At 37.0% G+C, this 17,851-nt stretch carries 15 protein-coding genes; 9 read left to right on the forward strand and 6 right to left on the reverse strand.

Translation table 11 applies throughout. The annotated features are described in order from the left end of the window. Positions 1–95: 95 nt before the first annotated feature. The 6 genes from IPI99_07755 (at position 96) to IPI99_07780 (ending at position 6,117) form a co-directional block, all read left to right on the forward strand. Positions 96–2,213 (forward strand): hypothetical protein, encoded by a 2,118-nt coding sequence (locus IPI99_07755; protein MBK7340406.1) that lies wholly within the window; start codon positions 96–98, stop codon positions 2,211–2,213. A 5-nt stretch (positions 2,214–2,218) separates the two neighbouring features. Continuing rightward, positions 2,219–2,380, forward strand: a complete 162-nt coding sequence (locus tag IPI99_07760; GenBank protein MBK7340407.1) for a hypothetical protein — start codon at positions 2,219–2,221, stop codon at positions 2,378–2,380. 7 nt (positions 2,381–2,387) lie between these two features. Further along, the gene (locus IPI99_07765) at positions 2,388–2,951 is read left to right on the forward strand and encodes a hypothetical protein (protein ID MBK7340408.1); all 564 of its coding nucleotides are present in this window, start codon (positions 2,388–2,390) and stop codon (positions 2,949–2,951) included. A gap of 287 nt (positions 2,952–3,238) precedes the next feature. Beyond that, positions 3,239–3,784: an RNA polymerase sigma factor gene (locus IPI99_07770; GenBank protein ID MBK7340409.1), complete on the forward strand. Its 546-nt coding sequence runs from the start codon at positions 3,239–3,241 to the stop codon at positions 3,782–3,784. Further along, on the forward strand, positions 3,781–5,076 hold the full coding sequence (locus IPI99_07775; GenBank protein ID MBK7340410.1) for a hypothetical protein: 1,296 nt from the start codon (positions 3,781–3,783) through the stop codon (positions 5,074–5,076). Before IPI99_07770 ends, IPI99_07775 begins: the two co-directional genes overlap by 4 nt. 60 nt (positions 5,077–5,136) lie before the next feature. Further along, the gene (locus tag IPI99_07780) at positions 5,137–6,117 is read left to right on the forward strand and encodes a hypothetical protein (GenBank protein ID MBK7340411.1); all 981 of its coding nucleotides are present in this window, start codon (positions 5,137–5,139) and stop codon (positions 6,115–6,117) included. 179 nt (positions 6,118–6,296) lie between these two features. Here the strand turns inward: IPI99_07780 and IPI99_07785 are convergent, their stop codons facing one another. After that, positions 6,297–7,400, reverse strand: a complete 1,104-nt coding sequence (locus tag IPI99_07785) for a VIT1/CCC1 transporter family protein (protein MBK7340412.1) — start codon at positions 7,398–7,400, stop codon at positions 6,297–6,299. Positions 7,401–7,582: 182 nt separating this feature from the next. Between IPI99_07785 and IPI99_07790 the strand changes: the two genes are divergently transcribed. After that, positions 7,583–8,557, forward strand: a complete 975-nt coding sequence (locus IPI99_07790; GenBank protein MBK7340413.1) for a KpsF/GutQ family sugar-phosphate isomerase — start codon at positions 7,583–7,585, stop codon at positions 8,555–8,557. A 548-nt stretch (positions 8,558–9,105) separates the two neighbouring features. Here the strand turns inward: IPI99_07790 and IPI99_07795 are convergent. Beyond that, complete coding sequence (locus tag IPI99_07795) at positions 9,106–10,038, reverse strand: DUF2279 domain-containing protein (GenBank protein MBK7340414.1); 933 nt, start codon at positions 10,036–10,038, stop codon at positions 9,106–9,108. 116 nt (positions 10,039–10,154) lie between these two features. Then, positions 10,155–11,468 (reverse strand): adenosylhomocysteinase, encoded by a 1,314-nt coding sequence (locus tag IPI99_07800; protein MBK7340415.1) that lies wholly within the window; start codon positions 11,466–11,468, stop codon positions 10,155–10,157. Between the two features lie 305 nt (positions 11,469–11,773). On the opposite strand from IPI99_07800, the gene IPI99_07805 reads away from it, so the two are divergent. Then, entirely contained in the window at positions 11,774–13,513 is a 1,740-nt protein-coding gene (locus IPI99_07805) for a hypothetical protein (protein MBK7340416.1), read from the forward strand. A 28-nt stretch (positions 13,514–13,541) separates the two neighbouring features. On the opposite strand, the gene IPI99_07810 is transcribed toward IPI99_07805, so the two are convergent. Genes IPI99_07810 through IPI99_07820 form a run of 3 tightly spaced genes read right to left on the reverse strand, consistent with a single transcriptional unit; the run spans position 13,542 to position 16,971 of the window. Further along, on the reverse strand, positions 13,542–14,372 hold the full coding sequence (locus tag IPI99_07810; protein MBK7340417.1) for an outer membrane beta-barrel protein: 831 nt from the start codon (positions 14,370–14,372) through the stop codon (positions 13,542–13,544). A 40-nt stretch (positions 14,373–14,412) separates the two neighbouring features. After that, on the reverse strand, positions 14,413–15,408 hold the full coding sequence (nadA, locus tag IPI99_07815; protein MBK7340418.1) for a quinolinate synthase NadA: 996 nt from the start codon (positions 15,406–15,408) through the stop codon (positions 14,413–14,415). Between the two features lie 39 nt (positions 15,409–15,447). Next, entirely contained in the window at positions 15,448–16,971 is a 1,524-nt protein-coding gene (locus IPI99_07820) for a 2,3-bisphosphoglycerate-independent phosphoglycerate mutase (GenBank protein ID MBK7340419.1), read from the reverse strand. Between the two features lie 465 nt (positions 16,972–17,436). Between IPI99_07820 and IPI99_07825 the strand changes: the two genes are divergently transcribed. Beyond that, entirely contained in the window at positions 17,437–17,817 is a 381-nt protein-coding gene (locus tag IPI99_07825; protein MBK7340420.1) for a DUF4783 domain-containing protein, read from the forward strand. Positions 17,818–17,851: the final 34 nt, after the last annotated feature.

The following is a 17,851-nucleotide window of genomic DNA, read 5'->3' on the forward strand; positions in this document are numbered from 1 at the left end:
TTAGCAAATTACTCTTTGTTAGGTTATTTTCATGCAGCAATTATGAGAAATTCCAAAACTTTAGCCATTTAATTCTCGTCATTTTAATATTATTCATGACGGCAATAAGTTGTAAAAAAACTTTAGTTGAAGAAGATTTTTCTGTTCAGAAGAAAGTGCAAAATGTGGATTTTGAATGGAGCGATAAAGAAAAAAGATTTTTCAATGGTGCAACTTTGGCACAAAGAAATAATCAAATGCCTATATACCATCCTATGCTGTTTGCAGCCATCAGGGAACTTGCAGAAGAAAATTCCACATCACACTTTGTAGAGCGTCTGCAAAATGATGTAGGAAATCCCTTATGGAATGAATCAGTTTTATACTTTAACCCGGAAGACCAGAGTAACTTAATTATAGTACCATTTGCAAAAGATGATTTACGATTAACTTCTGGGGTTCTTACAATCGTTCATTATAAAAATGAGAACTCTAAATATTATATTAAAAATGGATTGTCAAGGACGAGTTTATATGATGTTGAAAACGGTGATCCTATTCAAAAATTGAACTTAGTTAAAGCTACTTTAGCATTTGATCTCAAAATATTCAATTTTGCAGATGCCGTTTTAGCAAACACAGTTTGTACATATTTGGCAAAGATAAATGATCCTGACAATACCAGCGATTGTATTTGGAGAGATATTGAGATTTGCTGGTTGGAAGATGATTTGCAATCTTGGTGGTATCCAGGGAATGGTGACCCAAATGTTGAAAAGTATAAAGATTTATTTGATGGGGATCATGATAATGATGGTATCCCAGACATGGAAGATCAAGATTATCAAGATTGGTATGATAGATTTAATGATTTCTGGGATGAATTAGGTATTGATGGTGATATTAATGATTTTTGGGATGGGGACCATGACAATGATGGCATACCAAATCAGGGAGATAGCGATTGGGATAGATTTTGGGATGATTTTAGGGATAATTGGGATGACTTTTGGGATCACGTTGAGGATGGATGGGAAGATTTTATTGATTGGTGGAGTGATGTGTGGGGAGATTTTGGTGAATGGCTAGATGATCGCTGGGAAGATTTTGGTGAATGGTGGGATGGATGGTTTAGGGATATTGATTGTCCTGATTTTGATCCTGGTAAAGGTGTTTCGACCAGGGGTCAAATTATTTGCCAAACATTTAGAGTGCTTGACTGTGAAAATCCTGGAAATGGAAGTGAATGGTATGATGATTTTAGATTTGTAATTTCTTGTCCTGGGTGTCCTGTTTCGCAAGATCAAGAAGACTTGATAAAGGCGATGATTCCTGGATTGCGTAAATTGTTAAATATTAACATATTGTATGATGATCAACTATTTTTGTTAATTAGGTCTTGTGACCTATCTTCAATGGATTTTATTCGTTGTGTCAATTTAAAATTAGAAAAGTATAAAAATTTTAGCTTAGAAATTAGTAATTCGAATTGTCCAAATGCAACTCCAGAATTAATTGAAGAAGTTGATAATTTTGTTATTGAAAATGGTGCTAGTGATGTGTCAATAGCTGCAGCAAAGTTTCATTTTAAATTTAGCTGTCATAATTCTGGGAATTATACTTCAAATGTCCCGCATTTAGGTGATTGGGTAGAATCAAATTCGATTGATAAGTACATAAAAACCGCAGTATTGTTTAATGCAGCTACCGAAAATAGCATGTGGATTATTCCTGATCCCGAAACTCTATATTTTTATTGGATAGTTTTTGCAAAAGAACTTGCACCCATCGGGATCACATTATTACCGTTTGGAATTGGTGATGCTGCAGATATTTACCAAAGTTGTAATGATTTGTCCTGGGGTTGCTTTTTTGCAATGGCAGGCATTTTATTGCCTGATGAGATTTTTGATTTATGGAGAAAATCAGATGATATAAAGGATGCGTGGAAAGCAACAGAGGGTTTTTCACATCTGGTAGGTACATGGAAGAAGATATATTCAAAATTTCCGGCTCTCGCCAAAAATTTGGATGCTGTAAAATATGTTGATAATCTCGCTGAGCCAAAATTTGGATCTTATTTTGCCACTTCCAATACATATGCAACTAATTTTAAAAATAAGTTTAATGAAGTGCGGGATCAAATTGCTGAGGTTCATCATGCAGTACCACAAGAAATTTCTGATAAATGGAATCTTGTTATCAAAGTGATATGCATTCTCTTGAAAATTTAAGGGGAATGCCTAGTAAGGCATTTCATCAAACTATTACGTATAAATGGAATGAATTTTTAGATCCATATAGAAAAACAAACACTGCTCCACCAATGGATTTAGTAATTCAAAAGGCTAAAGAAATTGATGATACATTTGGCTCGCAATTCATCCCTCCAATTAGATAAATTACTTATGAAATATTTTTTAATTTTACTTAATTCAATAGCAAATTATGATTTAAATACAGAATATGAAAATTTTAATGCTAAAAATTATGGATTGGATTTTTCATACTTCCCTTTAGATGATTTTTTAGGATATGATGGTAAGTATTTTTGTACAGAAAGATTATTTATTTCAATATTTAATCAGAAGACAAGCTTTCATGATTTTTCATCTGGAGTTAGATTTAAACAAGTAATAAGAGTGACAAAAAATTCAAATTGGAACAGTCTTTATCCGGAAGCCGCAACGGGAAATTGGATAGAAGTAGAATTATTCGGTAAAGCATTTGAATGCGATTTTGGAATATTAAAAATTCCAATTGAACATGAAGTTGTTAAGAATTATGTTGCCGATTTCCTTATAGTTTCGGAGAATGGAGTTAAAAAACTCTTACTAAATCATTGTCCTTATCTTGCAGGATGTGAAATAGCACCAAATGACATTTCAATGCTAAATTCAATTTTAGGGAAAATTATAAAGAACCGAGATAATTTCTTATTATTAAAACATTTTAAAGGTGATATTTTCTAGTATCTTTCTAATTTTTACTGATTAGCACTATGTTTAGGAAGGAAATAAGCAAGTATTCAAAATTTCCGGATCTCGCTATGAACTTGTATGCTGTAGAATATTTTAATAATCTTTCTGAACCAAATTTAGGATCTTATTTTTCCAATTCCAATACATTTACGATTTTTTGTAAAAACAGAATTAAGGTTGATTCAAGTGGAAATGCAGCAATACCTCATTAAAGATCTGATGTAGATTAAAATTTTTATGATGCAACAAAATCATACTTGAGATAGTCATGGAGATAAATGGATGATGCATCATTGGTTCGGGATTGCCTGAGCGGTAGTGAAAAAGCGTGTAAAGCCTTATTCGACCGTTATGCACCGTCTATGTTGGCTATGTGTGTACGGTATTCTTCATCTCGCCCGGAAGCGGAGGATAATCTGCAAGAAGGATTTATCAAGATTTTTCAGAATCTTGAACAGTGGAAGTCAACGGGTGCATTGGGAGCCTGGATCCGCCGGGTCATCTTGAATACCTGTCTCACCAAGATTCAAACTTCGCAAAAAGAAAAATTGAGCATCCCGGATAGCGAAGTGCCGGAGCTTTTGAGTGAACCCGAAGTTATCTCATCCCTAGCATACAGAGATATCATCCATCTGATCGACACCATGCCTTTAGGTTACCGTACTGTGTTCAATCTCCATATGATTGATGGACATTCTTACCAGGAAATAGCAGGGATGTTGCAAATCACTGAATCAACTTGCAGGTCGCAAGTTCTAAGGGCTAAGAAATTTCTAGCCAATAAAATTACAAGAGCTAATTCAAATATTAAAGTGGAATTATGAGTGAAGAATTTAACTTGGAGCAGTTTACTAAGGATCATGAACCTCTTCCTGAGGTGCCGGAACATATTTGGCAGAATGTAAGACAACATTTGCCTAAGAAAAAAAGAAGACCGGTGATTCTGCCATTTTTGTTGATTGGAACTTTATGCTTGGTCGTCGGATACATTTGGACAACTAACGGTCTGAACAATGAGCACACGTCGATCATTCCTTCAAACTCCCTTATCACTATCGACAGTTCAGTAAGTATGAACAATGAAGATATGAATCATGATAGAGTTGAATGTGAAAAATCTAAAGAATCCTATTATATTCCAACGAATCAAACTAATAAAAATAAAATTCAGCCATCATTCACTCTTCAATCCAATCAAAGTAAATCTAATGTCCTGTCAGATCAAAATATGATCATTCTGAATTCTGATCACTCTGTTGAGAGTTCAGTTCAACATTTTCACGAAAGTAAATTTCAGCCAAAGTATGATCAACTAAATTCTCCCGTAGTAGAAATGCAACTACTCAAATCAAAAATTATTTTTGATTCCAATGAGAGTATAAAATTGTATAAACCGGATCCGAAATGTTATAATTTTAAAAAGACACGGAAGGTCGGATTTTTTGTTGAAACATATGCCGGACCTTCTTATTCACCAATGAGATTGAGTAATTCAGACCTGGATGCACAAAAGGTTTTTGAACTCAGAAAAACGTCGGAGTCTGCGAGGATATCTGCAATGGCTGGTATTAAAATTGGCGTACAGTTCCGAAAAGTTTCAGTGAGGACAGGCATGGAATATTTAAATATGTTGGAACGAATGGAGTTTTCAGATCAAAACTATAAAAAAGTTGAACAAATATTTGTCAATGGTCAGTTGGTAAGGGTAGATACAATAACCGGAGAAAGGTTTGTAAATATTCATAATTATCATCATCATTTGTCAGTCCCGGTCTCAATTGGATACACACTCTCAAAAGGAAAAAATAAAGTCAACATACAATTAGGTGTAGGAGTAAATTTCTATTCATGGCATAAAGGTGCTGTTTTGGATAGCGTTTCCAGGTATGCTTATTTTACTACTGGAAAGTATCCGCAATCTGAAATCTATAATTCTAATTTTGGTTTAAGTAGTTTCTTATCTGTCCAATGGGAACATAAAATCAGATACAGATGGTCAGCTTTTATCGAGCCTGCAATACAATATTATTTTAGCCCAATTAATAAAAATTCGTATCACATTCAACAAAGATATTTCAATATTCATACTAAAATTGGATTAAAGTATTATTTTTAATAACTCCATGCAACAGGGTATCTATTTCTTCAGTCATATAGATAACAAAAAAAATTAAACATGAAAACAAATTTGAAATTCGGGATTGCAACCATTATTTTATTGTCATTTTTGCATTGGCAATGTAAAGATGAAGACGTATTTTTTCCATATGGAGATGATGCAATTGGTTTTAACTTTGATTGGAAAAACAGTACATTCGATGACTTAAAGACAGAAGAGTATACGTTTGAGTTTGATCCACATTTATATTTTGAGTACACATTCCCAGATTTCTCCAGGTTGACTTTTGACCCATCAATTTTTCAATTAGATATATCGCCATCTGAATGCAGTACTGTAAAAGCGGTTGTCAGAAGAGCATTGGTAAAAAAAGATATGGTTGCGAATGGGGTAGGGACCAATTCTAATAATGAAATACTGGAATCAAGCGGCATGTTTTACCTTGAAATTTTCTGTAATGGTAAGTCTGTAAATCTGAAACCGGGAGCAAAATATCAAATTCAAATTCCCGTCGATCAGTCTAACATTAATCCTCAAGTAGATTTATTTTATGGTGAAGAAACGAGAACGGGAATCAACTGGGTTGAAGCTGACAAAAATCCAAATAATAGATTAAATGTTTTCTTCTCTGAATGGGAAGTAGATTCTTTTGGATTGAAAACTGGAATTACATGTTTTCCAGAGAGATTAAAATGGGTCAATTGTGATTATTTTCTTAAATTTGACAGCATTGATCTAACTGAAGCTTGCTTGATTGTCTCAACTAATCCTGGAAATGATACGATTACATTCAATGCATATGGCGTTTTTAAAGATTATAACGCTGTGTTGCGACCATGTTGTGTAAAAAATTCAGAGAAGATTTGTTTCTCAGCCTTACCTATCGGACAAAATGTGATTTATATTTTAATAGGGAAAGGAAAAGTAGATTATTATCTTGGTTATGTTGAGAAAAAAGTAGAAAAAGATGAGATGACTCAAATCCATTGTCAGAAGAAAACATTGCAAGAGGTCAAGGATTTTATTTCAATGTTATGAGCCAATATTTGCTGGGAATGTGTCTTGCTTTAGAATTTTTTTGTATAATTTGGATTTAAAGACTTGTAAAAAGCTCACTAAGCATAGTGAGCTTTTTTTTGTCGTGCTAAATTTTATTCGGATAGTCAGGAACACAGAGTTGTATTTTTGTAAAAGCGGTTTAGACTAATCTATTGATATTACGCTAATGATACACCGATCAATTTTCCGATTGCATAAGTAATTGCTGCTGCCATAAATCCAAACAATAATTGGCGGAGACCGGAGTGCCAGACTTTCTTATTGGTGAATAATGTTATAATCGCTCCAATGACAAAAAGTCCTACTCCGCTTATTAATGCTGACAAGAGAATTCCTTGCAACCCCCCGGAGAAAAAAAACGGGATAACAGGCAATATAGCACCAATCGCAAAACTTATGAATGAAGCTAGAGCGGCTTCCATCGCTGAACCTTTGAGTTCTTCTGCATTGATACCCAACTCTTCTGAAACAAGAATTTGATGTGCTTTACTTTTGTCCTGTATCACATCTTTTGCCATTTGTTTTGCCAGAGATTCTTCCATCCCTTTAGTCATGTAGATCAGGGCCAGCTCTTTTTCTTCCCCTTGAGGATTTGATTCAAGCTCTTCCATTTCAAGATCCATTTGGTTTTCATAAAGTTCCTGGCTGCTTTTCACAGAAATCCATTCGCCAAGGGCCATGGATAGGGATCCTGCGAGAAGTCCTGCCAATCCTGCCAATAAAACTTCTTTCTGACCGTTGGTAGCACCGGCAATTCCCATGACTAAACTAAAATTTGAGACAAGGCCATCATTTCCTCCCAACACTGCCGCCCGAAGTGCATTGCCACCAACAGAGCGATGCCTTTTTTCAAATCGGGCAAGATTTTGACTAGAAATTTGATGCTCTCCACTGAGAATGTTTTTCAAAATCTGGACATGTGCAGTATCTGAAATAGAAGGAGCAGTTTGTGTCATCTTTCTGGCGTTCTGTACGCTGGAAGACAAACTTTTTTCAGTATCCATCAATATTCCCAATAGAAAATCATAGCCTATCCATCCGGCTAACCATTTCAAAACTCTCGCTCGCCGAGAAGGCTTTGGAAGTAAGATCAAATCTAGACCACGCTTTTTCATAAATGCCTCTGCATGACTGAGTTCTATCTCTTGCATGCTGCGGAAAATCTTTGCCACTTGCACATCAATTTCATGATCTGCCAATATTCCATAGAGATAACTTGCGTCAACTTCCGTTTGGATGGATTGTAAATTTTCCTTGCTCATATGGTAAAAAATGATCTTTGTTTGGTGAAACCAAAGATAGATATATTTTCTACACTGGAATGTCGGCATATTCTATCCGGATTCAAAGTCATTTTATTTCCCCGTTGACAATTCTCAGGTATGTCCGATTTCAAAGGCAACTCATACGGCATTGATGAGATTGACGTAACTTTGAGCAAATCATGGATGCGCAAATTCAGAGAATTTTAGATTCTGCAACTAACTGTATCAAAATTGAATGTGATACATTAAATGGCTTGTTTTCTGTGATCAATGAAGAATTCGCGCAAGGAGTATTGGCCTTGCATCGTTGTAAGGGAAGAATCATTGTCACAGGAATCGGAAAAAGTGCTATCATCGCCCAGAAAATTGTAGCAACGCTCAACTCAACAGGTACCCTGGCCCTTTTTATGCATGCTGCCGATGCGATACACGGTGATTTGGGAATGGTGACAAAAGCGGATATCATCATTTGCATTTCAAAAAGCGGAGAAACTCCGGAAATCAAAGCTTTGTTGCCTCTGGTAAAAAACCTTGGGAGCAGCCTACATGGAATTGTGAGCAATCCAAACTCAAGTCTCGCTAAGAATGCTGACCATGTATATTATACTCCCGTGCCCAGAGAGGCAGAGCCCAACAATTTGGCACCAACCGCAAGTACTACCGCTCAACTTGCCATGGGTGATGCTATCGCAGTTTCACTATTGGCACTGAAAGGTTTTTCTCCTGAAAATTTTGCTCATTTCCATCCAGGAGGCTCTTTGGGAAAACAACTTTACCTCAAGGTATCTGACATTTATACAAAAAATCAAAAGCCGGAAGTTTATTCACATGACTCATTACAATCCGTGATCCTTGAAATGACAAAAAAACGACTGGGTTCGACAGCAGTGATTTCTCAAGAAGGTGAATTGATTGGAATGATCACAGACGGAGACCTGAGGCGTATGTTGGATCACGACACTCTACATTTGTCTGTTTTGAGAGCAGAAGACATTATGACCAAGAATCCAAAAAGCGTTGAAGCGTCTGAAATGGCTTTGACAGCTTTCCAGATTTTAAAGGAAAATGCAATCACTCAGTTACCTGTAATCCAAGCTAAAAAATACATGGGAATGATTCATCTGCATGATTTGATTCAGGAAGGATTTATTTGATCATTTCCATGCCAATTTTCGAAAAACGAGGATGGAATGAAACCATATGACATCGATGTATTATTCATCGATTGATTTTTTCCATGGAATATATAGTCACTGATATTGACCCTCATTTTGGAGTCGAAATTCTATTATAAGTCAAATTGTCCGCAAACTTAGATCTTTGCATTTTGAGAAATTCGTGAACATAGATTATTTTATCAAGTTAAAAACATTTTCACTTGCTCAGATCAATATTGATCCAAATGAAATTTGATAAAACACAAGTCTTCTCTCTTAAGCGTAATCGCCAAGTCAAGTATGATTTTGCTCGGTTCACTCATTATCGAATCAAATCTTTCAATTGATTTTCGCTTTGCAAAACCAATTGGTTGTAACAAACCCTTGTTATAATTACCCATTTGCTTTTCAATACATTTCCCAAAGCAAAATCCGATTTAATCCCTATTTATCCCAGATTTGACCGCACTGATTTTATGGTTATGGTAAACTGAAATATTTTATAGGGAGTATTAAATGAGTAAGCGCTTTGAATTATTATGATTTCAAAATTTTAAAGGATGGAATTCAAAACCATTTACACGATTATATTCCAATGCCGGAAATGGTAATTTGACGATGTTGATGACATGAAATATGGTTTTGAGGAAAGGATTTCTTACGGGAAGTTTTTTAAAATCAATGTCCAAAGATAAAAAATATCTTCTGTAACGAGGATAAATCAGTGGGTCAAGAATCACCTCTGTTCCATTTTCATCTTTCCATTTATTCTCATATCCACCGTATAGATGATTGACACCGTATCCCAAGCTCAACTGTAGATAACGAGGCCAGTACTTATAATTTTTATTTTGCTGAGTAAAAGGATTAAAACTAAGCCAATAAGTTTGGGCATTGTAATCTTTCAAGAGTTTTTCACCCAATGAATTTCCAAACAATTTTTCAGTCCTTTCCTGAATAATCTGATTGGCAGGATGTTTTACCGGATAAGTTGAAAATTTGATTTGCACAAATTGTTTTTTCCATAATTTTTGTTGGATTGCAAAAGTCCCGGCACCGATACAATTGGCTGCCATATCTGACCATGAAAAGCCCCATTTGTCGCTGAAACCATCAAACAACTCAATGGTAGATTGAAACAACATCGCTGTTCCCACTCCCAATACAATAGACTTATTTTCAGAAATACCACACCATCTTGCTCCCTGATAACAAAGAGCGCTTTGAAAATATCCATCGTAAACATGGCCACATTTATCCATTTCGAACCATTCACCGCGATCATCAAAACTGTGGAGTTTGCTCAATGTGCTGTTCTTATACCAGGCATAATACAAACCTGATGAGAAAGCAGAATATGCCACTACGGCAAAACTACTTGCCACTATCGTTTTGTTTTTGTTGAATGAATCAGAAGGAATAAAAAACCGTGAAAAGTGACTTGAATTCTGTGCCTGAATTTTACTAATCGAAACCATAAAGCACATGAATAATGTCAATATCAATATGAATCGATTTCTGTATAAAAAAAACATCCGCAACAACTGAGTGTCGCGGATGAATTTTCTTGTTGGATATGTATTGGAACCGATAATCAATATCTGTAATAATCGGGTTTGTAAGGACCAGATTTTTCAACGCCAATATAACTGGATTGGTTGTCTGTCAAAACATCTAGTTCGACGCCAATTTTCGCAAGGTGTAATCTGGCTACTTGCTCATCAAGATGTTTTGGGAGCATGTAGACTTTATTCTCATATTTTTCAGAATTTTGCCATAATTCCATTTGAGCAAGAACCTGATTCGTGAATGAATTAGACATGACAAATGAAGGATGACCCGTAGCACAACCCAGATTCACAAGACGTCCTTCCGCAAGAAGGATGATGTCTTTTCCGTTGACAGTATATTTGTCAACTTGTGGTTTGATTTCAACTTTAGTATTACCATGATTTTGATTTAACCAGGCAACATCAATTTCATTATCAAAATGACCTATATTGCAAACGATGGTTTTGTCTTTCATCAATTCGAAATATTGACCAGTAATGATGTCTTTGTTTCCGGTTGCGGTAACTACGATGTTTGCGAGTTTGATCGCATTTTCCATTTTCAAAACTTGAAAACCATCCATTGCTGCTTGTAGTGCGCATATTGGATCAATTTCTGTCACGATTACTCGGCAACCTGCTCCTCTAAGAGAAGCTGCGGAACCTTTGCCTACGTCACCATAACCAGCAACGACAGCGACTTTTCCGGCCATCATTATATCGGTAGCTCTTCTTATAGCATCAACACAAGACTCTTTGCAGCCATATTTGTTATCGAATTTTGATTTGGTGACAGAGTCATTGATGTTGATCACAGGAAGTGGCAATGTACCTTTTGCCATTCTTTCGTACAATCTGTGCACACCCGTTGTAGTTTCTTCTGAGATACCTCTGATTCCCGGTACCAGTTCAGGATAACGATCCAATACCATATTGGTGAGGTCTCCGCCATCATCGAGGATCATGTTGAGCGGCTTGCCATCTTTAAAAGCATATATGGTCTGTTCAATGCACCAATCAAATTCTTCGTTGTTCATACCTTTCCAGGCATAAACCGGAACACCTGAAGCAGCAATTGCGGCAGCTGCATGATCTTGAGTTGAAAAGATATTACATGATGACCAACTTACTTCAGCTCCGAGTTCTTTCAAGGTTTCTATCAAGACAGCAGTCTGGATAGTCATATGCAGACATCCTGCAATCCTTGCACCTTGTAAGGGTTTTGAAGATCCATATTGCTCTCTGATACTCATTAGGCCGGGCATTTCTGCTTCCGCCAATTCAATTTCTTTACGTCCCCAATCTGCAAGTTTGATATCCTTGACTTTGTAGGAGACATGAGTCATTGTTTGTTCCATTATTGATTTCTATTAATTTTCTGCAAATGTAGCTGTTTCCTGACATTTGAACAATGAAGTTTAGCTCATTTGAAGGATATTAGCTTAAAAAAAACAATGATATGTCAGCGAAAGTAAGCATGCTTGTTTTTAATCTTTTGCCAGAAGAGTAAACAGGCTTGCTGATATAGAATAAGTTAACAAAAATTTTGTGATTCGCCCTTGTAAAAATGTATTTTGATTTCAGCAAAAGATAGAACCTTCCTATTCGGCCAGAACATGAAGTTTCTGCTTACTTTTGATCACCAATCATTTCAAATTATATCATGACTAGAATTTTCATATTCTTCATTTTCTTGAGTTTGTATACAATGGGTCATTCGCAATGTATCATTCCCTTCGAAAATGATTCAACAACAACCACTACTTATCAGGAATGTATCTCGTTTTATAAATGTATGGCTGAGGAATTCCCCGAATTGATTTTTATTCAAGAAGTTGGAATGCCTGATGTTGAGTTGCCAATTTATGAGGTGGTCATTGGGAAAGAATCCAAAATTCCGGAGGAAGTTCGCAAACAAAAAAAAGTCGTTAGTATGATCATCAATGGCATTCATCCAGGAGAACCCGATGGAGTAGATGCAAGTATGTTGCTCACTAAAAAATTACTCACGGACAAGGAATATTCTAATTTGCTTGATCACCAGACCATTGTGATCATTCCTTTGTACAATGTTGGAGGTAGTATGCGACGAAATAATTATACCAGAGCGAACCAAAACGGTCCTCGTGAATATGGCTTCAGAGGAAATATTCAGAACCTTGATCTGAATAGAGATTTTATAAAATGCGACAGTCGGAACGCGATCAGTTTTACTGTATTATTCCAGTATTGGAAACCAGAAATTTTTATTGACACGCATACTTCAGATGGTGCTGATTATCCGTATACTTTCAGTCTGATCAGTTCACAAAGAGATAAATTATCACCACCACTAGCGGATTTATTATACACAAAAATGTTGCCTGCACTCCAAATGATGATGTCACAAAAAAAAGATACTATCGTACCTTATGTCAATGTAAAGGATATTCCTGAAAATGGAATTGTAGATTTTTTAGAATCACCTCGTTATTCAAATGGTTATGCAGGATTATTTCATTCGATTTCATTTTTGCCTGAAACACATATGCTCAAGCCTTTTCCTAAGAGAGTGCATGCAACGAATCATTTTTTAGAAGCCGTATTGCAGTATAATTCACGTCACTTTGATGAAATCATTCAAGCAAAAAAGTTTGCTATCCAATACACCTCATCTATAAGAGATTATACATTGGATTGGAAACTGGATGAAACCAGACAGGATTCTATTGATTTTACTCTACATCCTGCATATTCTTACCTCAGTCCGGTGACGCAATTAAATATGTGGAAATATGACCGAACCAAAACGATCCAAAAGAAAATTCCATTTTTTAATAAGTATGTATCGTCTACACAAGTCAAAGTACCTGAGTTTTATATCTTACCCCAAGCTTACTTTGAAATAGTACAATTATTGATGTGGAACCAAATCAAATTCGATCGTCTGGAACAGGATACTTGTTTGGAATTATTTCAATACAAAATCATTGACATGAAAACGTCTTCAGATGCTTACGAAAATCACTATCTGCACTCTGATGTCCAGTTAAGTTTAATCAAAAGACGGCAGTGTTTTTTTAAGGGTGATCTTTTAATTCCTACGAATCAATTTGCGAAGCGATACATCATTGAAACTTTGGAACCACAAGCTCCCGATTCTTATTTTGCATGGAATTATTTTGATGGGATCCTGCAGAGAAAAGAGTATTTTTCAGATTATGTCTTCGAAGAGAAAGCAAAGGAATTGTTGATAAATGACAAAAATTTGGAACGTGAATTCAGAAAGAAGCAAGCAGAAGATCCGAGTTTTCGATCAAGTAATTGGCAGCAGCTGTATTGGATTTATCAGCGGTCAAATCTGGCGGAACCAGACTTCAAAATTTATCCTGTAGGATTAATATTCTCCTCAGAGAAAAAGTGATTGACTGAAAAATGTACTGTTTTAATCATTAGGGTAATGAAATGGTCGGGCACCTTAACCTTCCGAAATAATATACCAGATTGACTCCTAAGGTCAAAAAAGCGTCTTTCTCTCTGGAATCTCCACGTTGAAAACCTGGCAGGCCTATTTTTTCAACACCGGTCGATGCTATGGATCGGTCAGACAACTGAACAGCAACCGGACCTCTATTTGTAAGCAACTCGTTATAGTTTGGATAAGTCTTGCTGACATCATCCAGATAATCGGTATAAGTATGTCGATAAGAAATATCGAAATTGAGACTCCACCTATAATTGATATCCAGTTTTACGCCGCCTCCAACCATTAATGAACCATTAATGGTGCCATATTCCTGACCTACGATCTGACCTTCTGTTCCTAGTTCCCTAAGAGCCACTGTCTTGCCATCATATTTGGTCATTGGGCTGAAGCGAAATACACTAAAACCACCGAGAAGATAAGGTGTGAAAAAATGATCCTTACTCCCATGGTTATAGGGAAGGAAATTAATTTCTAGCGCGGGAGCTATCTCAAAAATATTGGAAAAAAATCTAAGGTTCCTTCTGCGGTCAAAAAGATTGTCTGATTTGGCATCGCTCGCTCTTAGTCTTGAAAAGTTTCCCTGGATTCTGGCGCAAACGCGATTGTTGAAGTTATATCTACCAATCATACCGAATGCGAGCCCGGGTTCATTGAGTCTATAGAGATTGTTGAGATCACCAAAGTAAAAAGCTGTTCCCATCCACGCTCCTGCCTCATACCCTTTTTGGGCTTGAGCAAAAAAGAAGCCGGATATAAATCCAAATAAAAGCAGTGTTTTTTTCAAAACTGAGCACATAAATTCTAAAACTGTCTTTAAAAACGTAAAAATCCAAAATTTATTTTAATCCTGCTTTTTCTGAAATTTCAAGCATCCTGTCAATGCTACCTCTGGCTGCTTTGATGATATGATCTGGCAGCGTGACCTCTGGAAGCTCGTATTTGAGGCAGAGATAGAGTTTCTCTAAGGTATTTCGCTTCATATGAGGACATTCATTACAAGCACATTGATTTTCAGGAGGTGCAGGAATAAAGAGCTTTTCCGGACAAGCTTTGTTCATTTGGTGCAAAATTCCCGCTTCGGTTGCTACGATGTAGCTATGTGATCTATCAGTTTGGATAAAGCGCAGAAGACCGCTTGTAGAGCCAATATAATCCGCCATACGCAATACGGGCTCTTCGCATTCTGGGTGAGCTATTATTTTGGCTTCAGGATGTTCCCTCTTGAGTTTAAGCATGCGCTCTCTGCTAAAAATTTCATGTACCATACATGCGCCATCCCACAACAACATCTTGCGGCCGGTCACTTTCTGCAAATAAGCACCTAGGTTTTTGTCCGGTGCAAAAATGATCTCGCGATCCTTGGGGATACTATTGATGATATGCACAGCATTGGAAGAAGTGCAACAGATATCTGTAAGGGCCTTCAGCTCTGCAGTGCAATTGACATAACTCACGACAACGTGATCAGGGTGTTTTTCTTTAAACTTGGCAAATAAGGGTGCCGGACAAGAATCAGATAATGAACATCCGGCCTTCAAGTCAGGAAGGACGACTTTTTTTTCCGGGGAAAGAATTTTGGCGGTCTCTGCCATGAAATGAACGCCGGCAAATGCAATGATGTCAGCTTTGGTACGGGCTGCTTCCTGAGAAAGTTGTAAACTGTCGCCCACAAAATCAGCAATATCTTGTATATCACCATACTGATAGTAGTGCGCCAGTACAACGGCGTTTTTTTCTTTTTTCAGCCGATCTATTTCAGCATAAAGATCCAGACTTGGATCAATGTCAAAGTCAATATATCCATGTATAGCAATTTGTGCTGCCGCTTTCATTGTATCAAATGTTGAATTAGAAGAACTCATTTCGGTTTTTTAATTTTTTTGGACTAATAAACTTTCACCATCCATTTCTACAGGTATTGGCAATTGAAGCAATTGCAGTACAGTAGGTGCGATATCCGCCAACTTACCACTTTTTAATTGATAGGACGGTGTTTTACTCACATAGATACAAGGCACCGGATTCATGGAATGTGCAGTATTTGGTGAACCGTCAGCATTGATCATGAAATCTGCGTTCCCATGATCAGCGAGTATGATGAGCTCATAGCCTGCTTCTAGAGCGATTGGAATGAATCTACTCATACATTCATCAACAGTCTGGACAGCTTTTACTACAGCCTGGAAAACTCCCGTGTGACCTACCATATCTGTGTTTGCAAAATTAACACAAATAAAATCAGGCTTGTCTTCCTGAATTACGCGCAAGAGAGCATTTGTAAGAGGGATAGCGCTCATTTCCGGCTGAAGATCATAAGTAGCTACTTTTGGAGAGGCTACTAACTCGCGCTTTTCACCAAAAAAAACTTTCTCTTGGCCTCCGGAAAAAAAATAACTCACGTGAGGATATTTCTCCGTTTCTGCCATCCGATATTGCGTTAAGCCATACATAGAAAGCACTTCTCCTAAAGTATTCTTCAGTTTTTCTTTATCAAAAACAATCCCCACATTTCTGAATGAATCATCGTAGGCTGTCATAGTGACAAAATGTAAGTTCAATGCTTTCATTTCATATTCAGGAAGATCCCTTTGTGTCAATACTTCGGTGAGCTCTCGAAGTCTGTCAGTCCTGAAATTAAAGCAAAAAACGGCGTCACCCTCTTGTATCAAACCTTCCCTTTGGGGGGAGATTTTTGCAGGGAGAATAAATTCATCTGTAATATTTTTATCGTAAGAACATCGAATTGCATCTTCAGCGGAAGCAAAATTTTCTCCCACTCCATCCGTCATCAGCTCAAATGCTTTTTGAATTCTTTCCCATCTTTTGTCCCTGTCCATGGCATAATATCTACCTATCAAGGTCGATATGCTGACATTTTTGTGCTGGATAAATGATTCCAGATCTGAAACAGTTGCCAGAGCCGAATGAGGATCTGTATCTCGACCGTCGGTGATGACGTGTAGATAAATGGGGACAGTTAATTTGTTACAAGCTATTTCTACCAAAGCTTTTAGATGCTTGACATGACTATGGACCCCACCATCAGATACCAACCCAATAAAATGGAGTGGTTTGGAGTTTTCATTACAATATTCCAAAGTTTGATTCAACACTTGATTTTCAGCCAAAGTACCTTCACGGATGGATTTATTGATTCGTTCAAGCTCCTGATAGACGATTCTTCCAGCTCCAAGATTGAGGTGTCCTACTTCGGAATTTCCCATCTGCCCTTCAGGAAGGCCAACGGCAACTCCGTGAGTGACAAGTGTACTGTGTGGGTACTCCTTCATGAGGGTTTTAAAAAATCCGGGCTCTGCGGCTCGAATAGCGTCAGCAGAGGGAATCTGGCCTATTCCCCAGCCGTCCAATATGGTCAGAATCAATTTATTTGCCACGCGTAATTAACGGAAAGAATGGCCCTAAAGTTCGGTCGTGAGAACTTAAATTTTGGGAGTTTTCTTTTTTGTATAAACCCAAATTTTGGAAAAAAATCTATCACGAGTTATAAGATCTGTGCGCTCAATGCATTGGCTTAGGCTTGCTTAGGGTGGATATTTTTTTAAATACCTAGCAAAGCTGTGCTTTCATGCTCTAAAATTTATTCAACTTTTAAAGCATGAGAAGACATAAGTTTTACTCTCTAAAGAGCAATCGGAATGCAGAGCAAAGTTCTGTGCAGTTCCCTCATTGCCGAGTGAAGTCATTCTCTCACTTTCGTTTTTTCGAAGCCATCCGGTCACAACCAAACCCTTGATTTTATTGCAAAATGAATTCTGACAGTGGTCTCAAAAAGCAAAATCTGGATTAAAAATGAACGGAATATGTCAATGTTTCGTTATTTAGCTGAACAAATCAAGCAAATGAAACTATTATTTTCAGCCCTACTGTTCTTGAGTGTTTTATCTGCAAATGCGCAGAAACACGCCGCCTTTGATGCTCTGGCCAAATCAGATATTGCCTCACTTTCTGCCTTGTTTGATACCAGACTGGAGCTTTGTTACGATGAGAAAATGACTATTCTCAAAAAGCAAGATGCAGCTCAATCTCTGAGCTCATTTCTACAAAACAATCCGCCAAAAACAGTAACGCCGGTTCACAGCGGTGTCTCCAAAAACAATTCCTCACAGTATTTTATTGCGGTTATGACAACTACTAATGCAAAAAAATACCGAGTGTACATCTATACTGAAGATATCGGAGGATCGAAACTTATCAAAGAGTTTCGGGTGATGTCAGAATAAAGACAATAAGTTCCTTAGCCTGATCTTTTTCAAG

The organism is Saprospiraceae bacterium, assembly GCA_016710235.1.
GTDB lineage: Bacteria > Bacteroidota > Bacteroidia > Chitinophagales > Saprospiraceae > Vicinibacter.

Bases quoted from the DNA above. Each gene is read 5' to 3' on its own strand.
- IPI99_07795 (MBK7340414.1), bottom strand. From the start codon at position 10,038: ATGGTTTCGATTAGTAAAATTCAGGCACAGAATTCAAGTCACTTTTCA.
- IPI99_07825 (MBK7340420.1), top strand. From the start codon at position 17,437: ATGAAACTATTATTTTCAGCCCTACTGTTCTTGAGTGTTTTATCTGCA.
- IPI99_07810 (MBK7340417.1), bottom strand. From the start codon at position 14,372: ATGTGCTCAGTTTTGAAAAAAACACTGCTTTTATTTGGATTTATATCC.
- IPI99_07790 (MBK7340413.1), top strand. From the start codon at position 7,583: ATGGATGCGCAAATTCAGAGAATTTTAGATTCTGCAACTAACTGTATC.
- IPI99_07760 (MBK7340407.1), top strand. From the start codon at position 2,219: ATGCCTAGTAAGGCATTTCATCAAACTATTACGTATAAATGGAATGAA.
- IPI99_07770 (MBK7340409.1), top strand. From the start codon at position 3,239: ATGGATGATGCATCATTGGTTCGGGATTGCCTGAGCGGTAGTGAAAAA.
- IPI99_07785 (MBK7340412.1), bottom strand. From the start codon at position 7,400: ATGAGCAAGGAAAATTTACAATCCATCCAAACGGAAGTTGACGCAAGT.
- IPI99_07765 (MBK7340408.1), top strand. From the start codon at position 2,388: ATGAAATATTTTTTAATTTTACTTAATTCAATAGCAAATTATGATTTA.
- IPI99_07755 (MBK7340406.1), top strand. From the start codon at position 96: ATGACGGCAATAAGTTGTAAAAAAACTTTAGTTGAAGAAGATTTTTCT.
- IPI99_07805 (MBK7340416.1), top strand. From the start codon at position 11,774: ATGACTAGAATTTTCATATTCTTCATTTTCTTGAGTTTGTATACAATG.
- IPI99_07775 (MBK7340410.1), top strand. From the start codon at position 3,781: ATGAGTGAAGAATTTAACTTGGAGCAGTTTACTAAGGATCATGAACCT.
- IPI99_07800 (MBK7340415.1), bottom strand. From the start codon at position 11,468: ATGGAACAAACAATGACTCATGTCTCCTACAAAGTCAAGGATATCAAA.
- IPI99_07780 (MBK7340411.1), top strand. From the start codon at position 5,137: ATGAAAACAAATTTGAAATTCGGGATTGCAACCATTATTTTATTGTCA.
- nadA (MBK7340418.1), bottom strand. From the start codon at position 15,408: ATGAAAGCGGCAGCACAAATTGCTATACATGGATATATTGACTTTGAC.